This is a genomic window from Parazoarcus communis (genome assembly GCF_003111665.1).
GTDB lineage: Bacteria > Pseudomonadota > Gammaproteobacteria > Burkholderiales > Rhodocyclaceae > Parazoarcus > Parazoarcus communis_B.
This window is the reverse complement of the sequence record NZ_CP022188.1, coordinates 3,184,749-3,201,682: the sequence shown is the minus strand read 5'-3', so window position 1 is coordinate 3,201,682 and position 16,934 is coordinate 3,184,749. Positions and strand designations below refer to the sequence as shown.

16 protein-coding genes are annotated in these 16,934 nt (G+C 62.1%); 8 read left to right on the top strand and 8 right to left on the bottom strand.

The features are described from left to right. Positions 1-23: 23 nt before the first annotated feature. The 4 genes from CEW87_RS14605 to CEW87_RS14590 all read left to right on the top strand — a co-directional run bounded on the left by CEW87_RS14605 (position 24) and on the right by CEW87_RS14590 (position 2,749). A complete protein-coding gene (locus CEW87_RS14605) occupies positions 24-275 on the top strand; it encodes a hypothetical protein (protein WP_159098170.1) in 252 nt (83 codons plus the stop codon). A gap of 186 nt (positions 276-461) precedes the next feature. After that, positions 462-1,817, top strand: coding sequence for an NAD(P)/FAD-dependent oxidoreductase (locus CEW87_RS14600; RefSeq protein ID WP_108974104.1), 1,356 nt, complete (start codon positions 462-464; stop codon positions 1,815-1,817). Positions 1,818-1,829: 12 nt separating this feature from the next. Then, a complete protein-coding gene (locus tag CEW87_RS14595) occupies positions 1,830-2,168 on the top strand; it encodes a hypothetical protein (protein ID WP_108974102.1) in 339 nt (112 codons plus the stop codon). A 32-nt stretch (positions 2,169-2,200) separates the two neighbouring features. Continuing rightward, complete coding sequence (locus CEW87_RS14590) at positions 2,201-2,749, top strand: rhodanese-like domain-containing protein (protein ID WP_108974100.1); 549 nt, start codon at positions 2,201-2,203, stop codon at positions 2,747-2,749. A 48-nt stretch (positions 2,750-2,797) separates the two neighbouring features. Here the strand turns inward: CEW87_RS14590 and CEW87_RS14585 are convergent, their stop codons facing one another. Beyond that, on the bottom strand, positions 2,798-3,580 hold the full coding sequence (locus CEW87_RS14585) for a slipin family protein (RefSeq protein ID WP_108974098.1): 783 nt from the start codon (positions 3,578-3,580) through the stop codon (positions 2,798-2,800). 10 nt (positions 3,581-3,590) lie between these two features. Further along, a complete protein-coding gene (locus CEW87_RS14580) occupies positions 3,591-5,117 on the bottom strand; it encodes an NfeD family protein (RefSeq protein ID WP_199917219.1) in 1,527 nt (508 codons plus the stop codon). Between the two features lie 272 nt (positions 5,118-5,389). Here CEW87_RS14580 and cysK point away from each other — a divergent pair, with 272 nt between their 5' ends. Further along, entirely contained in the window at positions 5,390-6,367 is a 978-nt protein-coding gene (cysK, locus tag CEW87_RS14575) for a cysteine synthase A (RefSeq protein ID WP_108974094.1), read from the top strand. 63 nt (positions 6,368-6,430) lie between these two features. On the opposite strand, the gene proX is transcribed toward cysK, so the two are convergent. The 4 genes from proX to CEW87_RS14555 all read right to left on the bottom strand — a co-directional run bounded on the left by proX (position 6,431) and on the right by CEW87_RS14555 (position 11,063). Continuing rightward, positions 6,431-7,447 carry a glycine betaine/L-proline ABC transporter substrate-binding protein ProX gene (gene proX / locus CEW87_RS14570; RefSeq protein WP_108974092.1) on the bottom strand — a complete coding sequence of 339 codons (1,017 nt, stop codon included), beginning with the start codon at positions 7,445-7,447 and terminating at the stop codon, positions 6,431-6,433. Between the two features lie 45 nt (positions 7,448-7,492). Beyond that, a complete protein-coding gene (proW, locus tag CEW87_RS14565) occupies positions 7,493-8,662 on the bottom strand; it encodes a glycine betaine/L-proline ABC transporter permease ProW (RefSeq protein ID WP_108974090.1) in 1,170 nt (389 codons plus the stop codon). After that, a complete protein-coding gene (gene proV / locus CEW87_RS14560; RefSeq protein ID WP_108974088.1) occupies positions 8,659-9,867 on the bottom strand; it encodes a glycine betaine/L-proline ABC transporter ATP-binding protein ProV in 1,209 nt (402 codons plus the stop codon). The genes proW and proV overlap by 4 nt, the downstream gene beginning before the upstream one ends. A 296-nt stretch (positions 9,868-10,163) precedes the next feature. After that, entirely contained in the window at positions 10,164-11,063 is a 900-nt protein-coding gene (locus CEW87_RS14555; RefSeq protein WP_108974086.1) for a YihY/virulence factor BrkB family protein, read from the bottom strand. 169 nt (positions 11,064-11,232) lie between these two features. On the opposite strand from CEW87_RS14555, the gene CEW87_RS14550 reads away from it, so the two are divergent. Together CEW87_RS14550 and CEW87_RS14545 are read left to right on the top strand one after the other, a co-directional pair. Then, complete coding sequence (locus CEW87_RS14550; protein ID WP_108974084.1) at positions 11,233-11,763, top strand: superoxide dismutase family protein; 531 nt, start codon at positions 11,233-11,235, stop codon at positions 11,761-11,763. A gap of 4 nt (positions 11,764-11,767) precedes the next feature. Continuing rightward, complete coding sequence (locus CEW87_RS14545; RefSeq protein ID WP_108974082.1) at positions 11,768-12,343, top strand: hypothetical protein; 576 nt, start codon at positions 11,768-11,770, stop codon at positions 12,341-12,343. Between the two features lie 56 nt (positions 12,344-12,399). Here CEW87_RS14545 and CEW87_RS14540 read toward each other — a convergent pair whose 3' ends face one another. Together CEW87_RS14540 and CEW87_RS14535 are read right to left on the bottom strand one after the other, a co-directional pair. Continuing rightward, positions 12,400-14,040, bottom strand: a complete 1,641-nt coding sequence (locus tag CEW87_RS14540; protein WP_108974081.1) for a methyl-accepting chemotaxis protein — start codon at positions 14,038-14,040, stop codon at positions 12,400-12,402. 65 nt (positions 14,041-14,105) lie between these two features. Continuing rightward, a complete protein-coding gene (locus tag CEW87_RS14535) occupies positions 14,106-14,966 on the bottom strand; it encodes an HDOD domain-containing protein (protein WP_108974079.1) in 861 nt (286 codons plus the stop codon). A 308-nt stretch (positions 14,967-15,274) separates the two neighbouring features. Here CEW87_RS14535 and CEW87_RS14530 point away from each other — a divergent pair, with 308 nt between their 5' ends. Continuing rightward, complete coding sequence (locus CEW87_RS14530) at positions 15,275-16,921, top strand: putative bifunctional diguanylate cyclase/phosphodiesterase (RefSeq protein ID WP_108974077.1); 1,647 nt, start codon at positions 15,275-15,277, stop codon at positions 16,919-16,921. Positions 16,922-16,934: the final 13 nt, after the last annotated feature.

Below are 16,934 nucleotides of genomic sequence, written 5' to 3'. Positions count from 1 at the left end.
GGACGCCTTCTGGCCGGACGGTGGTGCCCGCATCAAGCCTGCGCAAGAAGGACGCCCTCGACACCTGGCGTCGATTCGAGGATCAGGGCTTCGATGGAACTGCAGTATCCCGCTCTATCGACGCGTCGACGCCATTCGAGTATCAAGCGAATATCCGGCGGTTGTGGGATGAAGAGCTGGGCGACGATGCCCGCCTCAACCTGGACAACGACGACCAGGCGCACGTGCTGTCCAATCTCCACGACCGCTGCCGGTCGAGCTCGAAGAACACATGAGCCGGGCCCGCATCGGGCGCTTCGATGTGGCTCTCCAGTGCGCTGCGTTCATGTAACCAAAGTTACACAAGCATCTGGCATAAGTCATATCATCATTAGTTTCTTATATACTTATAGTCAACTTCAGTGCGTGGCTGATCCTGTGTCCTGCATGAAGCTGGTTTTCCGGACAGGAGGAGAAGGCGTATGAACACAAAAAACCACCCCATTCAGGCACCCGCAAATGACCATGACGCAGGACGGCGGCGGCTGCTGCTGGGCATGACCGGCCTGCCCCTTGCTTCGGGTGTCGGGTTGTCGGTCGTATCACAGGAGTCGAAAGCTGCGCTGCAGACATCTGCGCGAGTCGTCATTGCAGGCAGCGGCCTGGGGGGACTGGCAATCGCCAACCGTCTTGCACGTGAGCTTGACGGTGCGCGCATCACCATCATCGACCGCAAGGAAATCCACAATTACCAGCCCGGCTACACGCTTGTGGCAACAGGCATCTGGCCGGTCGATAAAGTCAGCGATCGCAATGCCGACCTGATCCCGGCAGGCGTCGAGTGGGTGCGTGAGATGGTCGCCGAGTTTGACCCCGAGGCCAACGAGGTCGTGACCGAAAGCGGAAGACGTATCGGCTATGACTATCTCGTTGTCGCAACCGGCCTGCAGATGAACTTCGACCAGATCGAAGGCATGGACGTGAAGGCCATTGGCCAGAACGGACTGACCAGCGTCTACCCCAGCCCGGAGGCCGCTCAGACCACCTGGAAAACGATGGATGCCTTCCGCCAGAAAGGCGGGACCGCGCTGATGACCCTGCCTGCCACTGCACTCAAGTGCGCCGGCGCGCCCTTGAAGATGACCTTCATGGTTGCCGACCGCCTCAAGCAGGCGGGGACGCGCAGCAACTCGAAAGTGCTCTTTCACTCCGCACTCGGCAACATCTTCAGCGTTCCCAGCATCAACGAGGAAGTGCTGAAACGCTGGGCCGTGCTCGACATCCCGGTGACGTTCAACAGCAAGCTGGTTGCTGTCGATATCGGTGCCCAGCGCGCCACCTTCGCCAGTCCGGAGGGCGAGCGCACCGAACTCGGTTACGACTTCATTCACGTTGTGCCGCCGATGAGCGCGCCCGATGTCGTCAAGAACAGCCCCCTGTCTTGGAAAGAAGGCGGTTTCGCCGCCGGTGGCTGGCTCGAAGTCGACCGTGAAACGCTGCGGCATCGTCGCTTCCCCAACGTGTTCGGCCTTGGCGACATCAACGGCACCCCCAAGGGGAAGACCGCGGCAACAATCAAGAAGAGCGCACCACTCGTCGCCCAGAACCTGCTGGACGTGATCGCCGGACGCGAACCGTCGCAGCGCTTCGACGGCTACACCTCCTGCCCGCTGCTGCTTCGAGAAGGCGCGGCCCTGCTGGTCGAGTTTGACTACGAAAACCGGCTGACCCCCTCGCTGCCAATGATCGACCCGCTGCAGGACAGCTATTTTGCCTGGCTGATGAAGTACCGCCTGCTCAAGCCCGCCTACATGGCGGTCGCAAAAGGCCGGGTATAAGGAGAACGCACCATGTATGAAATCTGGCTTGCCATGAATATCGTCTTCGAGCTTGGCTTGATGTATCTGCCCGTCGTCATTGGCGTCGCTGCCCTGCTGATCATCCTCTTCGGCATTGCGATCGTGCGCGGTCGCCCGGCGTGGTGCGGCGCGGTAAAACCTGCGATTGGGGTTGGCCTGCTCGCACTCATCGTCGCCTTCCTGCTCACACCGGGGATGACGAAATCCTCATTCGAAAACATGGGTTACTGGGTGGACTGGGCCAACCTGTTCGCCATTTCCGCAGGCTTTGGTGCTGTCGCTGCGGCGCTCACCCTGCCGCTGGCCGCAACCCTGCGCCGCCAGCGCTGACCGCCTGCCTCATCAACCAAGAGGAAACCAACATGAAAAAACTATTGCTGGCCTGCTCGCTCAGCCTGCTGAGCCTGGGCGCACACGCACTTGACATCGGCATCAGCGCGGAAGAAACCCATACCCGGGTTCAAGGCCAGGAAAAGAACCTGTTGTTCGTCGACGTACGCGACCCGGTTGAAATCATGTTCATCGGCTTCACCGATGAAGTGCATGTTAACGTGCCCTTCATGCTCGTCGACCGTACGCAGTGGAACGAGAAGCGCGGTGTGTTCCGCCTGTACCAGAACCCCGACTTCGTCGCGCAGATCAAGGCTGAACTGGAAAAGCGTGGCCTCGGCGCAGACACCGAAATCATCACGATGTGCCGCTCCGGCAGTGAGCGTGGCGAACCGAGTGCAGCATTCCTGCGTGAAAACGGGTTCCCGAATGCAAGGTACGTGATCAACGGCTTTCAGGGCGCAGCGATCAAGGAAGGTGCTCAGGCGGGCTTCCGCCTGCAGAACGGCTGGCAGAACAGCGGCCTGCCGTGGAGCACCAAGATGAATCCGGAAAAGGTCTACCGCCTCGACAAGCGCTGACCGTTCAGTGCCGGCGTCTTTTGCAGAAGACGCCGGTGCATCTCCGCATTACTCGCCTTTGACCGGCGCTGCGCGATTCTCTCTCTGATTGAACAACTGACCGATCAGGTCGACCGGCACCGGAAACACCAGCGTCGAGCTCTTGTCGCCCGCCACCTGGGTCAGCGTCTGCAGGTAACGTAACTGCATCGCTGCTGGCTCGCGCGACAGCATTTCGGCCGCATCCTTCAGCGCCTCTGCTGCCTGCCTTTCGCCTTCAGCATGGATCACCTTCGCGCGCCGCTCACGCTCGGCTTCTGCCTGCCGCGCGATCGCGCGCACCATGTTCTCGTTGAGGTCGATGTGCTTGATCTCGACGTTGGTCACCTTGATGCCCCAGGAATCGGTCTGCGCATCGAGGATCTGCTGCACATCGAGATTGAGCCGTTCGCGCTCGGCCAGCATCTCGTCGAGTTCATGCTTGCCCAGCACCGCGCGCAAGGTGGTTTGCGCCAGCTGACTGGTGGCGACGAGGAAGTTCTCGACCTGGATGATCGCCTTCTCGGCATCGACCACGCGGAAGAACACGATCGCATTCACCTTCACCGAGACGTTATCGCGCGAGATCACGTCCTGCGAGGGCACGTCCATGGTAACCACGCGCAGATCAACCTTCACGATCTGCTGGATGCCCGGAATCACGATCACCAGACCCGGGCCCTTCACCTTCCAGAAGCGCCCGAGCATGAAGATGACGCCGCGTTCGTACTCGCGCAGAATCTTGATCGACGCGACGATCAGGAAGATGAGAAGCAGGATGAGCGGGCCAAGGCCCAGTTGCAGGTCAATCATGATGTTCCCCCTAGTTTGGTGAGGTGCCGGCGGGCGACACGTTCACGATGAGTCCGTCCAGACGGTCGACCCGGATCCGGGCACCCGGTACCAGTGGCACATCCGAGTGCGCGCGCCAGTTCTCGCCATGCACCCTCACCCACCAGTCGCCGCCGCCGGCCGCACCGATGACGGTACCCAGCGCACCGGCCATCTCTTCGCGCCCACTGACAACCGGACGATTGAAACTGCGCGCGGCAAAGCTGCCAATTGCGAGCAACACGGCCGCGCTCGCAAGCGCAAGCCCGGCGATCAGCGCCAGTGGCACCCCGAACCCTGGCACCTCGGTATCCATGAGGAACAGCCCCCCAACCACAAAGGCCACGATACCGCCTACGCCCAGCACGCCGAAGCTCGGCACGAAGGCCTCGGCCAGCATCAGTCCCGCACCGATCGCCACCAGCAGCACGCCCGCCCAGTTGACCGGCAGCAACTGAAAAGCGTACAGCGCGATCATCAGCGAGATTGCGCCGGCCACGCCCGGCACGCCAAAGCCCGGCGAGGTGAACTCGAAGAACAGACCGTAGATGCCGATCATCATCAGAATCAGCGCGACCTGCGGATTGGCAAGTGTGCCGAGAATGCGATTGCGCCAATCGGGCACGACACGCTCGATGGTGACCTGTGCTGTGGCAAGGGTGCGCGTCTGGCCTCCCACCTGCACCTCGTGGCCGTCGACCTGAGCCAGCAGGTCGGACAGATCGGTCGCAACAAACTCGATCACCCCCTGCTCGAGCGCATCGGCTGCGCTCATGCTCTCTGCATTACGCACCGCGCGCTCGGCAAACTCGACGTTTCGACCACGCAGCTGGGCGAGGCTGCGGATGTAGGCAGTCGCATCCGCTACGGATTTGGCTGCCATCGCGTCGCCGCCGGCAGCAGCTTTGGCCGCAGGTTTTGCGGCCGGGGCCTTGGTCCCGTCGTCGCCCGGCGCGGCCCCATCCTGCCCTGGCTCTGCATCGGGTGGGTTCTTGTCCGAACCGGAAGACAGAATGGACTTTGCCGCATCGGCAAGCGCCTTCTCTCCACCCCCGGATTCACCGTCTTCGGCTGGGGAAGCGCCGCCCGGCCGTGCGCCGCCCAAACCGATTGCGACCGGCGTCGCCGCGCCAAGATTAGTGGCTGGCGCCATCGCCGCAATATGGCTGGCGTAAAGGATGTAGGTGCCCGCGCTGGCTGCGCGTGCGCCCTCGGGCGAGACGAAGCTTGCAACCGGAACCGGCGAGGCAAGAATGTCCTTGATGATCGAGCGCATCGCAGTATCAAGACCGCCAGGCGTATCCATCTCCAGCACGACCAGCCCCGACTTGCGCGCCACGGCACGGGCAAGTCCTGCCTGAACGTAGTCGGCCGTCGCCGGCCCGATCACGCCGTCGATCCTGAGCACCAGCACCTCACCGCCGGGTGCAGCGCTTTGTGCTGCGCTGCCGACAGGAAGAACGAGTGCTGCCAACAGCAACAGCCCCGTCTGGAAAAACCTCGAAAACCACCGACGCATCATTCAGCCACCTCCCGATCTTGCGCGTACCGGAAACGGAAAACCTTGATGTGCTTTTGTATTCGGAGTGTGTCGCTGCCGCGTAAGTTCAGTGCAGCGCTTCTGATCGATATTCGTTTTTCTTGCTTCGTTATACCCTTTGGATTGGCTACTCTATGTGCGATTGCCCGCAATGGCGCGCCGTCGGCGTCGGTGATGCGCCCCGGACGGCGACTGAGCGCGCGGGCATGCACGACGATCGAGTCCGAAACTGAATAACTGGAGTTACAAACATGTCGAATTGGTATTCCGACAACGCAAAGTCGATTGGTCGCACCCCGCTGGTGCGGCTCAACCGCGTCATTGATGGCGCACAGGCAACCGTGCTGGCCAAGATCGAAGGCCGCAACCCGGCCTATTCGGTCAAGTGCCGCATTGGCGCCGCGATGATCGAGGACGCAGATCGCCGGGGCCTGCTCGGCCCGGGCAAGGAACTGGTCGAGCCGACCAGTGGCAACACCGGCATCGCGCTCGCCTTCGTCGCGGCAGCGCGCGGCATTCCGCTCACGCTCACCATGCCCGAGACGATGAGCATCGAACGCCGCAAGCTGCTGGTCGCCTACGGCGCCAAGCTTGTGCTGACAGAAGGCGCGCGCGGCATGGCCGGCGCCATCGCGAAGGCGGAAGAGATCGCCGCCGCCGACCCCGATCGCTATGTACTGCTGCAGCAGTTCAAGAACCCGGCCAACCCCGCCATCCACGAAGCCACCACCGGCCCGGAAATCTGGAACGATACCGACGGCGAGATCGACATCCTGGTGTCGGGCGTCGGCACCGGCGGCACCATTACCGGCGTTTCGCGCTTCATCAAGAATACGCGCGGCAAAGCCATCCTGAGCGTGGCAGTAGAACCCTCCGCCAGCCCGATCATGACGCAGAAGCTCGCCGGCGATGAACTGAAACCCGGACCGCACAAGATCCAGGGCATCGGCGCCGGATTTATCCCCGACGTGCTCGACATGTCGCTGATCGACCAGGTCGAAACCGTCAGCAACGAGGACGCAGTCGAATACGCCCGCCGTCTGGCGCGCGAGGAAGGCATCCTGTGCGGCATCTCCTGCGGCGCAGCGACCGCAGTTGCCGCCCGCCTCGCCCGCGACCCGCAGCATGCCGGTAAGACCATCGTGGTCGTGCTGCCGGATTCGGGCGAGCGCTACCTCAGCACGGTGCTGTTTGACGGCCTCTTCGACGAAAGCGGCCGGGCCGCCTGATCAGGGCAGCAGCGACAAAAAAGGCGACCCGCGGGTCGCCTTTTTCATTTTGCCGTTTGCCGCTTACTTGGCAGCGGCGCGAGCCTGATCAAGCCAGCTCTTGTAGGTGTCGGCATGGCCTTTCACCCAGGCGTCGACGTGACGCGTGATGTCGGCCGCCTTGTTCTCACCGTCACGCATGCGCTTGTTCTGAGCGCTGATGTCGTTGTTCGACAGCTTCATGATGGCAAACAGCTTGGCCGCTGCCGGGTTGGCATCGGTAAAGGCGCGGTTGGCCACGATATGCTGGTTGTTGGCCTGGAAACCGTAGTTCGAACCATCAGGCAGCGACGTATCAACATCCTTGCGCTCACCGGGAAGTGCCGAGAACGGCACTTTGAGCCAGGTCACGTCCTTGCCCGGCACCAGTACGCCACTCACCCAGTACGGGGTCCAGGTGTAGTACAGAACGGACTCGCCTTGCTTCTCACGCGCGATGGTGTCAGCAATGATGGCTGCGTAGGAACCCTGTTTGTGGGTGATCCGGTCACGCAGACCATAGGCGTCGAGGTGATGCTCGATCACTTTCTCGCAACCCCAGCCCGGGTTGCAGCCAGCCAGGTCGGCCTTGCCGTCGCCGTCGGTGTCGAACAGCTTCGCAATCTTCGGGTCCTTGAGCTGGTCGATGCTGGTGATCTTGTACTTGTCGGCCGTCGCCTTGTCGATCAGGTAGCCCTGCAGCGCGCCGCCGGAATACACGCCTTCACGATACAGCTTGGCGTCACCGCCAGCCTTCTCGTAGAAATCCACGTGCAGCGGGTTCCAGTGGTCGGCCATGAAGGTCGCATCGCCGTTGCCCAGCGCAATATGACCTGCCGCGTACTCGATCTCCTTGATCGGTGCCACTTCATAGCCAAGATCCGTGAGCGCACGCATCACCAGTTCGGTCTGGAAGGTTTCCTCGGCGATCGAGCTCTTGATCGGCTGGACCTTGACGCCCTTGCCCGGCATCTCTGCAGCTACGGCATGGACCGGAACGGCAGTGGCGAGAACGAGGGCTGCACCGCCCAGAATCTGCTTCAGGAAATTTCTCTTTTGCATATGTAACTCCTTTATGAATGGTCGGTGACGAAGTGAGACGCGAAATTACGCACTCTTCGCCGCATTGCCGGTGCTGTTTGTACGCCGGGGCGCAAAGAACAGACCGAGAGGACCTGATTGATACCAGCGCCCGGTTTTGCGACCAGGACTTGCCATGGCCTGCGTGATGCGATCAAGCATGATGGCCAGGATCACGATGCCGAGACCACCGACCGTCGCCAGACCCATGTCGAGGCGGCCAATACCGCGCAACACCATCTGCCCCAGTCCGCCTACCGCGATCATCGAGGCGATCACCACCATCGACAGCGCCAGCATCAGGGTCTGGTTGATGCCGGCCATGATCGTGGGCATGGCCAGCGGCAACTGCACCTTGGTCAGCAACTGCCAAGGCGATGCACCAAATGCCCGCGAGGCTTCGATCAGATCTTCCCTGACCTGCCGGATGCCGAGGTTGGTGAGGCGGATCAATGGCGGCAGCGCAAACACGATGGTCACTACCACGCCGGGCACATTGCCGATACCGAACAACATCACCACCGGTACCAGGTACACGAACGCGGGGGTGGTCTGCATCGCATCGAGCAGCGGTCGTGCAATCGACTCCAGACGATCGCTGCGAGCCATTGCGATGCCCAAGGGCAAGCCAATGACCATACAGAACGCAACCGAGGTCAGCACCAGCGACAGCGTCACCATGGCTTCGCTCCACGCACCGATGAAGCCGATCATCAGCAGCGACAGCACCGAGCCGATCGCCAGTCGCCGTCCGCTGGCCTGCCAGGCGATGAGACCGATCAAGGCAATCATCAGCAGCGGTGGTACTGCGAGCAGTCCATGCTCGATGCCGGTCAGCGTGGCATCGATCGGCACCCGGATCGCCTGAAACGCAGGACGGAAGTGATCGACCACCCAGGTCAGACCGGAGTCGACCCAATCGTCGAGCGGAATGACCGCATTGTCGAAGGGTTGCAACCAGTCAAACGGCTTGTCGGGTACATCCGAGGCTGGCACCGACTGCGCAAGCCAGTCGTTCGCGGCCTCTCCGCCGGCAGGCGCAGCCGGCGCGTCCGCAGGTGCGGCACCGGCCCAGGGATTGTCGGCAGGTGCAGCGGCCGGGGCTTCAGACGTGGCGGCCCAGGGGTTTGCTGCCGGCGCTTCGGCCGGCGTTTCCGTTGTCGCGGCCCACGGATTGGCGCTGTTCTGCTCGCTCATTGAGTCGCCTCCGAGGTTTGCTGATGCAGGAACTCAAGCATCATGTTGCGGGTGATCGAACCGCGATAGCGTCCCTTCTCGTCCACCACGGGCAGGCCGTAGGGGTACTTGGTCAGCGGCTCATAGAGTTCGGCAATCGACTGATCCTGTGCGACAACCTGCACGTCGGACAGGAAAGCGTCGCGCAGCTTCGGGTTCTCGCTCTCGCGCGCAGCCTTCTTCAGTGAATCGATCGACACCACACCCATCAGGCGCTGATCGGGGCTCACCACGTAGCCGAATTCGCGATCGTGGGAGCGCAGCCGCTCCAGTGCGCTGCGCACACCCATGCCGGCATGGTCGATGATGTTGATCTGGGTGCGGCGCGCGATATCCGCGGCCGACAGGATCGAGGTGGCATCGACGCCGCGGAAGAAGGACTTCACGTAGTCGTTAGCGGGGTTGCGCAGGATGTCCTCTGCCGTGCCCACCTGAACCACGTTACCCCCTTCCATGATCGCGATGCGGTCGCCGATACGGATGGCTTCATCAAGGTCATGCGAGATGAAGATGATGGTGCGCTTCTGACCCGCCTGCAGCTTGACCAGTTCGTCCTGCATTTCGGCACGGATCAGCGGATCGAGTGCCGAGAAGGCCTCGTCCATCAGCAGTACCGACGGGTCATTGGTCAACGCCCGCGCCAGGCCCACACGCTGCTGCATGCCACCCGACAGCTCATCAGGATAGCTTGCGGCCCATTGCGCCAGACCCACCTGCTCCAGCGCGACCATGGCACGTTCGTTGCGCTTGTCCTCGGGTTCGCCGGCAAGCATCAGGCCAAATGCAGTGTTGTCGAGCACCGAGAGATGGGGCATCAGCGCAAAGGACTGAAACACCATGCTCATGTGCTTGCGCCGGAAATCGCGCAACTCGGTATCGGACATCTTGGCGATGTCCTGTCCATCAACGATCACGTTACCAGCCGTCGGCTCGATCAAGCGATTGAGCAAGCGCACAAGGGTCGACTTGCCTGAGCCGGACAAGCCCATGACGACGAAAATCTCGCCTTCGTAGACTTCAAATGAAGCGTTATTGACGCCGAGCGTCTGACCGGTGCGGGAGAAAATCTCGGCTTTGTCGAGCCCCTCCGCCACCAGTTTCATGGCTTCGCGGGGACGGTCCCCGAAGACCTTGTATAAATCCTTAACAACGAGTTTTGCCTGCATCGAATGGGCGCTGGCGCCACGACACGGTACTTAGATACAGGGGGTAACCGGTGGCACTCTACCCCTGCTTGACGCCAGGGAGGAAGTCCGACATGGGGGACTTCAGGGCAACCGGTAACGCCGGGTCGCAGGCAGATACACATGATTCGTCACATGCATCTGGAAGGCCAGCATAAATAGTTTTGAAGCCGCAATTGTAACACACATTTTTGGGCAAATATTATTTGGCCCATTCTGTTCGCATGGTACACACGCTTGCCCACCGTTGCCAGCGATACCCGTGCGGCCCGCACCTGCTATTCGATGACAGCGCGCTCCACGCATACGGCGGTCATGCGCGGCCGCACCGGAAGCCCTCGCGCCTGCAGGTTTGCCCTCGTGAAGGCAGCACCGAGGAGCAGGATCAGGGACGAGTAATTCACCCACATCAGCAACAAGACCAATGAGCCCGCAGCACCGTAGGTAGAGGCGGTGGCGGTCGTCGACAGATAGAGTGCGATCAGCATTCGTCCGAAGCCGAACAGCAGCGCCGTGACCACCGCACCCAGCCAGACGTCCCGCCATGCCAGCACCACGTCGGGCAAGACACGGAAAATCGTCGCAAACAACAGGGTGACGACCAGCAAGGACACCACACCATCGACACCGAGCAACAAGGGCGCTGGAATCGGCAGCCAGTCCTGAGCGAAAACAACCACCGCACGCACGATGACGCTGAGCAGCAGCGACACCAGCAACACGAAACCGATCCCAAGCACCACCGTCAGCGACAACAGCCTCCCCTTGATGAACACCAGCAAGCTGCTGCGTGACGGACGGGGCGCAACGCCCCAGATTGCATTCAGCGAATTCTGCATCTGCGCGAACACCGTCGTTGCACCGAACAGCATGGCGCCAAGACCTGCCAGCGTGGGCAGGATGCCGCTGCGCTCCACCCGACTGCCTTCCACCGCGGTCTGCACCGCGGCAGCGGCTTCCGGCCCGATGGCCGCTTCGAGTTGCTGAGCTATCTGCCCCTGTGCAGCGCTCTCGCCCAGTACCAGCCCGACGATGCTGACCGCGACAATCACCACCGGCGCAACCGAGAAAACAGTGAAGAAGGCAAGCGCCGCCGCGTGAATGAACACCTGTGCATCAAGCCAGATGCGCACCGTCGCCTTTACCACGCCCAACCAGTAACGCATCCACCCCGTCATCGCTGACAACCTCATGTCGTTTCGATTCTTGTAGCCGATCGACGGGCAAGTGAGCAAGTCCTCGAGGAAAAATCTCGCCCATCCGGCGACAAGGAGAGAAATACGGGCGAAGCACACAGCATCACCTATGCTGAAATCACGCGCCAAATCAGACGGGGGACTAACAACCATGCATAGGCAATCACAACTGATTCTTGCCCTGCTCCTGGCCGGCACGGTCAGCGCAGCAGGCGCTGCCGACCGCGCCAGTGCCGAGTTGATGGACCGCAGCGGCAAAGCGACCGGAAGCATCACCCTGACCGAAGCGCCCACCGGGATACTGATCCAGGTGTCTGCGAAGGGTCTTGCGCCAGGCGCAAAGGGCATTCACATCCACAGCGTCGGCACCTGCGAAGACCCTGACAAGGGCTTTGTGGCCTCGAAGGGGCATCTCAACCCAACCGGCAGGAAACACGGCCTGATGAACCCCGAGGGACCGGACGCAGGCGACCTGCCGGTCATTTTCGTGCACGCGGACGGTTCGGTCGAAGCCGAGATGTTCACCTCGCTTGCCAGCCTGCGTGGCGCAGGCGAAAGGCCGGCCCTGCTCGACGCCGACGGCGCAGCAATTGTAATCCACGAGAACAGGGACGACCACGTTACCCAGCCGATCGGGGGCGCCGGTGCGCGTATTGCCTGCGGCGTGGTCAAGGCCGAGTAGCCCGATGAAGCGCCGGCATGTGCTGCTGCCGGCCGTTTGCGTGACAGCTTCCTGCCTGCTGGTGGCTGGCAGCGGCATGTCGGTGGCAAGAATGAAGGTGGAGGCGCCGGATTTTCAGGCGCAGGGCCTTGGCCCCTTCCTGTTGAAGCGTCCGCTGCGCGACGCTGCCGCCGACGCGCTCCGCTTCGACCCTGCCGCCGCCCATGTCGGACCGGGTTGCGATGCCCGCGACCAGGTCACCGTGCAGCTGACAGTCGGCGTTCGCACGTTGAGCGTAATGTCCATGGCCGGCACCGATGGCCGCATCGAGGAGATTATCGCCTTGCCGCTTGCGCCACTGCCCAAGGCAAGGAGTGCAGCCGCCTGCGCGGCACTGGGAGGCGATTTTGCAGCGTCGCTGCGCGAACGGCTGGGCCCCTTCGAGCCTGCCGTCCATGTGCCGAAACCGGTATCAGAGGAGTACTCCTACCGTTTCTCAGGCGGTGCCCGCGCAGTCGCCCGCTGGTTTGCCGGCGGACGAACCTGCGATATCGCACTTCATTTCGAGGCGCTGCACTCCGGAAGCTCGGCCCGGGGCTAACGCGCGCAACGGGTCGGGTCGCATCGCGGAGCACATCCCGCGCTGCATTGTCAGTCTCAGTGCTTGAAGCGCGAAACCATGGCGCTCAGATCCTTGGCAACGCGCTCCAGCGTATGGGCCGACGCGGAGGTGTTCTGCATCGACACGCTGGTCTGCTCGACCATCTGGGCGATGGCCTCGACCTGTTGCGCAATCGCATCGCTCGCGGCGCTCTGCTCGTGCGTTGCCGTAGCAACATCGCGCAAGCGGTTGAGCATGTTGTCTGCCCCGTGCCGGATGTCACGCAGCGACTGCGCTGCGTCCTGCGCAAGCCCCACCCCGTGTTCGACCTGCGGCAGCACCTGCTCCATCGTGCCCACCGCCCGGGTGGTGTCGGCCTGAATCGCGCCGATCATGCCGCCGATCTCCTCGGTCGCACTCGACGTACGCTCGGCAAGTTTGCGCACTTCGTCGGCCACCACCGCAAATCCACGCCCCTGCTCGCCTGCACGTGCCGCCTCGATCGCCGCGTTCAGCGCAAGCAGGTTGGTCTGCGCGGCAATCTCCTTGATCACGTTCGCAATCGACGAAATCTGATTGGTCTGGCTCTCGAGCGAGCGCAACTGATCTGCCGCGGCCGAAACCGACGCCCTGATGTGATGCATCTCGCTGGTGGCGTTCGCCACCTTCTGCTCCCCACTTTCTGCCATCTCGGATGCAGCGGTCGAATCACGCTCGTTGTCCTTGGCGTTATCGGAGATGTGGTTGATCGACACCGTCATCTGCTCGATTGCCGCAGCCATCGACGAGGTCGAGTCGGCCTGTCTGTGTGCCGCAATCGCGACCTGGTCAGAGGCGTGCGTGATGCCCTCGGCCGTGCTCGCAAGCCGGCTCGCTTCGCCCGAGATCTGCCCGATCATTTCGCGAAACGCGCGCAACATCCCCGACAGTGCCGCCAGCATGCTGCCCTCGGCCGCAGCCCCGACATCGACAGTCAGATCCCCCCCTGCTGCACGTGACATCAAGCGCACAGCCTCTGCGGGTTCGCCGCCAATCTGGCGCAGAATCGAGCGCGCAATCAGGAACCCGAAACCAACGATAAAGACCATGATCAGGGCCGCGATACCGAGATCGCGCATCATGCGTTTGTTGAATGCCGCCTCCACATTGTCGACGTAGACGCCGGTCCCGATGATCCAGTCCCAAGGCTGAAAGACCATCACGTACTGCAGCTTGTCGACCGCTTCCGTCTGCCCCGGGCGGGGAAACGAGGTATCAACGAAGCCGCCACCACTCGACCTGGCAACCGCCAGAATGTCCTTGATGGTGTAACGGCCCTGCCCGTCGCGGATCTCCTCGGTCATGTTCTTGCCGCGCCACTCCGGACGGAACGGGTGCATGACCGACGCGCCGCCGGTCGACCATACGTAGAGATACTCGGTCTTGCCGTCCTCACCGCCGTAGCGCATCGTGCTCAGCACCTGAAGCGCCCGGCGTTTGCCCTCATCCTCCGCGAACTCACCCTTTGCGACCTGATCGTGAAACCCGGCAACAAGCTGAACTGCCGACTGGATCGTCGCGCTGATCTGCAGCTTGTGCGCCTCCATGAGCTCACGCTTGACCTGAAACGCAGCGATTGCGTCGGTGAGCGTAATGCCGATGAAGGCTGCAAGAATGAGTAATCCGATCCGGGTTCTGAGTGTGAGCGTGTTGATCATGAGCGTATCTCGGTTCTGAGGCCGAGGTTAACGGCTCATGCCAGGAAAAGTTTAGTGCTTTCGACCTAGCCTCTGACTGCCTCCAGAATCTGCCGCCGCTCATCCTGTGAATCATGCAGCAAGGACTGGAGTTCAGCCGGGTCGATGCCGAACCCTTCCGTGGTCGCAGGCCCCCGCTGCGGATGGCGGCCCAGCAGGCCGTCGAGCGGATCTGGAAATTCGGACACCATCGACGCAATCTGCACGATGTGGTGCAGGTCAGCCGGCGGCCATGTGCCGGTGTAACCGTTTTCTGCGTCCAGACCGTCGAGGATGGATTCCGGCACGTCGAACACGTCGAGCACGGCCCGCCCGACATCGACGTGAAGTCGGTCCACGAGTTCGGCGAAGCGGTCGATATTGCGCTCCATCGCAGGGTAGTCGGACGCCCGCGCAATCAGGAAGAACTGCCCGATCTGGGTCAGCATGCCGGCCATCAATGCGGTATCCGGGTTGCTTGCCTGCGTCCTGCGAGCCAGGGCGAAGCACCAGGAGGCAACATCCAGCGAGCGCATCCACAAGCCCTGCGCAAGGGTTCGCATGTTGGGCGAGCGGTGATCCCCGGCGAGTTGCTCGGATGCGACCGCAAACGCCAGACTGCGCAGCGACGACAGGCCGATGCGCCTTACCGCCACCCCCACCGAATCGACCAGCGCGCCATAGGGGTTGAGCGCCACCGTGTTGGCCATGCGGATGGTCTTCGCGGCCAGCACCGGCTCTGCCTGAACAACGGCGACGATCTCGTCGAGACTGGAATCGGGGTCGTCGGCAAGCCGCTTGATGCGCAGCGTCACTTCCATCGACACCGGAAAGACCAGCCGCCCGTCACTCAACTCGGCATTGATCGTATCGGCAAACGCACTTGCCTGTTGTTCGAACTCGTTCATTTATCGCTCTCCTCGCTGCAACCCTTCGCGCGACGTCCATCGCGCCGACGCAGTACGCCCTGACTTGCGGCTTTTGCCCGAATGTACCAAAGAATGCGGCAGGCCGTTGGCATCGCGTTGCAGGGCACAGCCTCACCCGACAAGCATTGGGGAGGTGAGCCGGCGATAGCACGCCATCATCACAGGAAAATCCGGTTTGTGTGTCAGTGCGATTACGTTTAACGAAAGTGCAATCTTGATGGCGGAGGATCAGGGGCTTGGCGCAACAGCGCACGCAACGTCAACACCTGATTCTTTAGTCGTACTCCGTGACCAAGACCACTTCGACCGAGCCGCATCAGATCCTTGCCACGCCCGCACAGCCGGCCGCCTCGGCGGCCGGGCGTCGCCTGTTCAACGAGTGGTCGCTGGCAAGCCTTGGGCTCGTCGTGTTCTGCGGCATGCAGATCCTTGGCGTGTGGGAACTGCATCTCGCCGAACAAGGCGAAGTGCGCGCAGGACTGGCTCGCGCCCTGACCCTGCTGCTGCTTGCAGGCACCGCCATTCTGGTGGCTCTGGTGGATCGCTGGCGCAGACGTCATTTCGATCAGTGCGCGGTTCTGCTGCAAGCGACCCGGATGAACACCCAGTTGCGCGAAGAAAAGGGGGCGGCCTATCAACTCGCATCCTACGATCACCTCACCGGCCTGCCCAACCGCATGCTGTTTTCCGAGCTGGCCAACAGCCACCTGTCGAGAACACGAAGAAGCCACGCGCCATTCGTGATGATGTTTCTCGACCTCGACCGCTTCAAACTCATCAACGACACGCTCGGGCACCGCATTGGAGATCTTCTGCTGCAGGGCGTGGGACAGCGCCTGAGCAACACGGTGCGCGAGGCGGACATCGTTGCCCGGCTCGGCGGCGACGAGTTCGTGGTACTGCTGACCGAACTCGAGTCCTTCGACGATGCAGGCAGGGTGGCCAACAAGCTGATCGAGGAAATCGGCCTCCCCATGCAGATCGAGGAGCATGAACTCGAAATGCGACCGAGCATCGGCATCGCAGTGCATCCGCGCGACGGGCTCGACCTCGACGCGCTGATGCGCAATGCCGACTCGGCGATGTATGAAGCCAAGCGTGCCGGGCGCGGGTGCTTCCGCTTCTACGACCCGACACTCAATTCGCGCTCAGTCCTCCAGGCCGACCTCAGCAGCCGCTTCCGGCGCGCAATCATGGGGGGAGAGTTCATTCTTCACTACCAGCCGCGCATCTCGCTCAACGGCTATCGCATCACCAGCCTGGAAGCCCTGATCCGCTGGCAACACCCGGAGCGGGGACTGGTTTTTCCCGGTGAATTCATCGACTACGCCGAGCAGGAGGGCCTCGTGGTCGAGCTCGGCAACTGGGTGTTGCGCGAAACCTGCCGCCAGATCGCAGCGTGGCTGGCTGAGGGCATCAAGGTGGTACCCGTGGCGATCAACGTGTCACCCAAGCAGTTGCGCGACCAGACCTTTGTCAATTACATCCGCGAGGTCGTGAGCGACTACGGTATTCCTGCGAACCTGCTCGAGATCGAAATCACCGAACGCTGCGTTGTCGAGGACTTCGAACGCCCCCGCCAGGCGCTTGAGGCATTGTCCGGGCTCGGACTGAAGATTGCACTCGATGACTACGGCACCGGCTTCTCCAGCCTGAGCTTCCTCAAGCGGCTGCCGATCAACGTCATCAAGATCGATCGCAGCTTCATCAGCGACATCCGCAACCAGAGCAACGACGCCGCCATTGTCGCGTCGACCATCGCGCTCGGCCACAACCTGGGCCTGACCGTGATCGCCGAAGGCGTTGAGACCCGCGAACAGCTCATCTATCTGCGCGCCGCCGGATGTGACGAGGTACAGGGCTACTATTTCCAGAAGCCGGTAGCCGCCGCCGAGATCGTGGAAGCATTGAAGGCCGGCGAAGTGGTGCGCTGAGGGGCCTGCTGCC

Bases quoted from the DNA above. Each gene is read 5' to 3' on its own strand.
- CEW87_RS14595 (WP_108974102.1), top strand. From the start codon at position 1,830: ATGTATGAAATCTGGCTTGCCATGAATATCGTCTTCGAGCTTGGCTTG.
- CEW87_RS14580 (WP_199917219.1), bottom strand. From the start codon at position 5,117: ATGCGTCGGTGGTTTTCGAGGTTTTTCCAGACGGGGCTGTTGCTGTTG.
- CEW87_RS14585 (WP_108974098.1), bottom strand. From the start codon at position 3,580: ATGATTGACCTGCAACTGGGCCTTGGCCCGCTCATCCTGCTTCTCATC.
- CEW87_RS14545 (WP_108974082.1), top strand. From the start codon at position 11,768: ATGAAGCGCCGGCATGTGCTGCTGCCGGCCGTTTGCGTGACAGCTTCC.
- cysK (WP_108974094.1), top strand. From the start codon at position 5,390: ATGTCGAATTGGTATTCCGACAACGCAAAGTCGATTGGTCGCACCCCG.
- proX (WP_108974092.1), bottom strand. From the start codon at position 7,447: ATGCAAAAGAGAAATTTCCTGAAGCAGATTCTGGGCGGTGCAGCCCTC.
- CEW87_RS14540 (WP_108974081.1), bottom strand. From the start codon at position 14,040: ATGATCAACACGCTCACACTCAGAACCCGGATCGGATTACTCATTCTT.
- proV (WP_108974088.1), bottom strand. From the start codon at position 9,867: ATGCAGGCAAAACTCGTTGTTAAGGATTTATACAAGGTCTTCGGGGAC.
- CEW87_RS14550 (WP_108974084.1), top strand. From the start codon at position 11,233: ATGCATAGGCAATCACAACTGATTCTTGCCCTGCTCCTGGCCGGCACG.
- CEW87_RS14590 (WP_108974100.1), top strand. From the start codon at position 2,201: ATGAAAAAACTATTGCTGGCCTGCTCGCTCAGCCTGCTGAGCCTGGGC.
- CEW87_RS14600 (WP_108974104.1), top strand. From the start codon at position 462: ATGAACACAAAAAACCACCCCATTCAGGCACCCGCAAATGACCATGAC.
- CEW87_RS14555 (WP_108974086.1), bottom strand. From the start codon at position 11,063: ATGACGGGGTGGATGCGTTACTGGTTGGGCGTGGTAAAGGCGACGGTG.
- CEW87_RS14535 (WP_108974079.1), bottom strand. From the start codon at position 14,966: ATGAACGAGTTCGAACAACAGGCAAGTGCGTTTGCCGATACGATCAAT.
- proW (WP_108974090.1), bottom strand. From the start codon at position 8,662: ATGAGCGAGCAGAACAGCGCCAATCCGTGGGCCGCGACAACGGAAACG.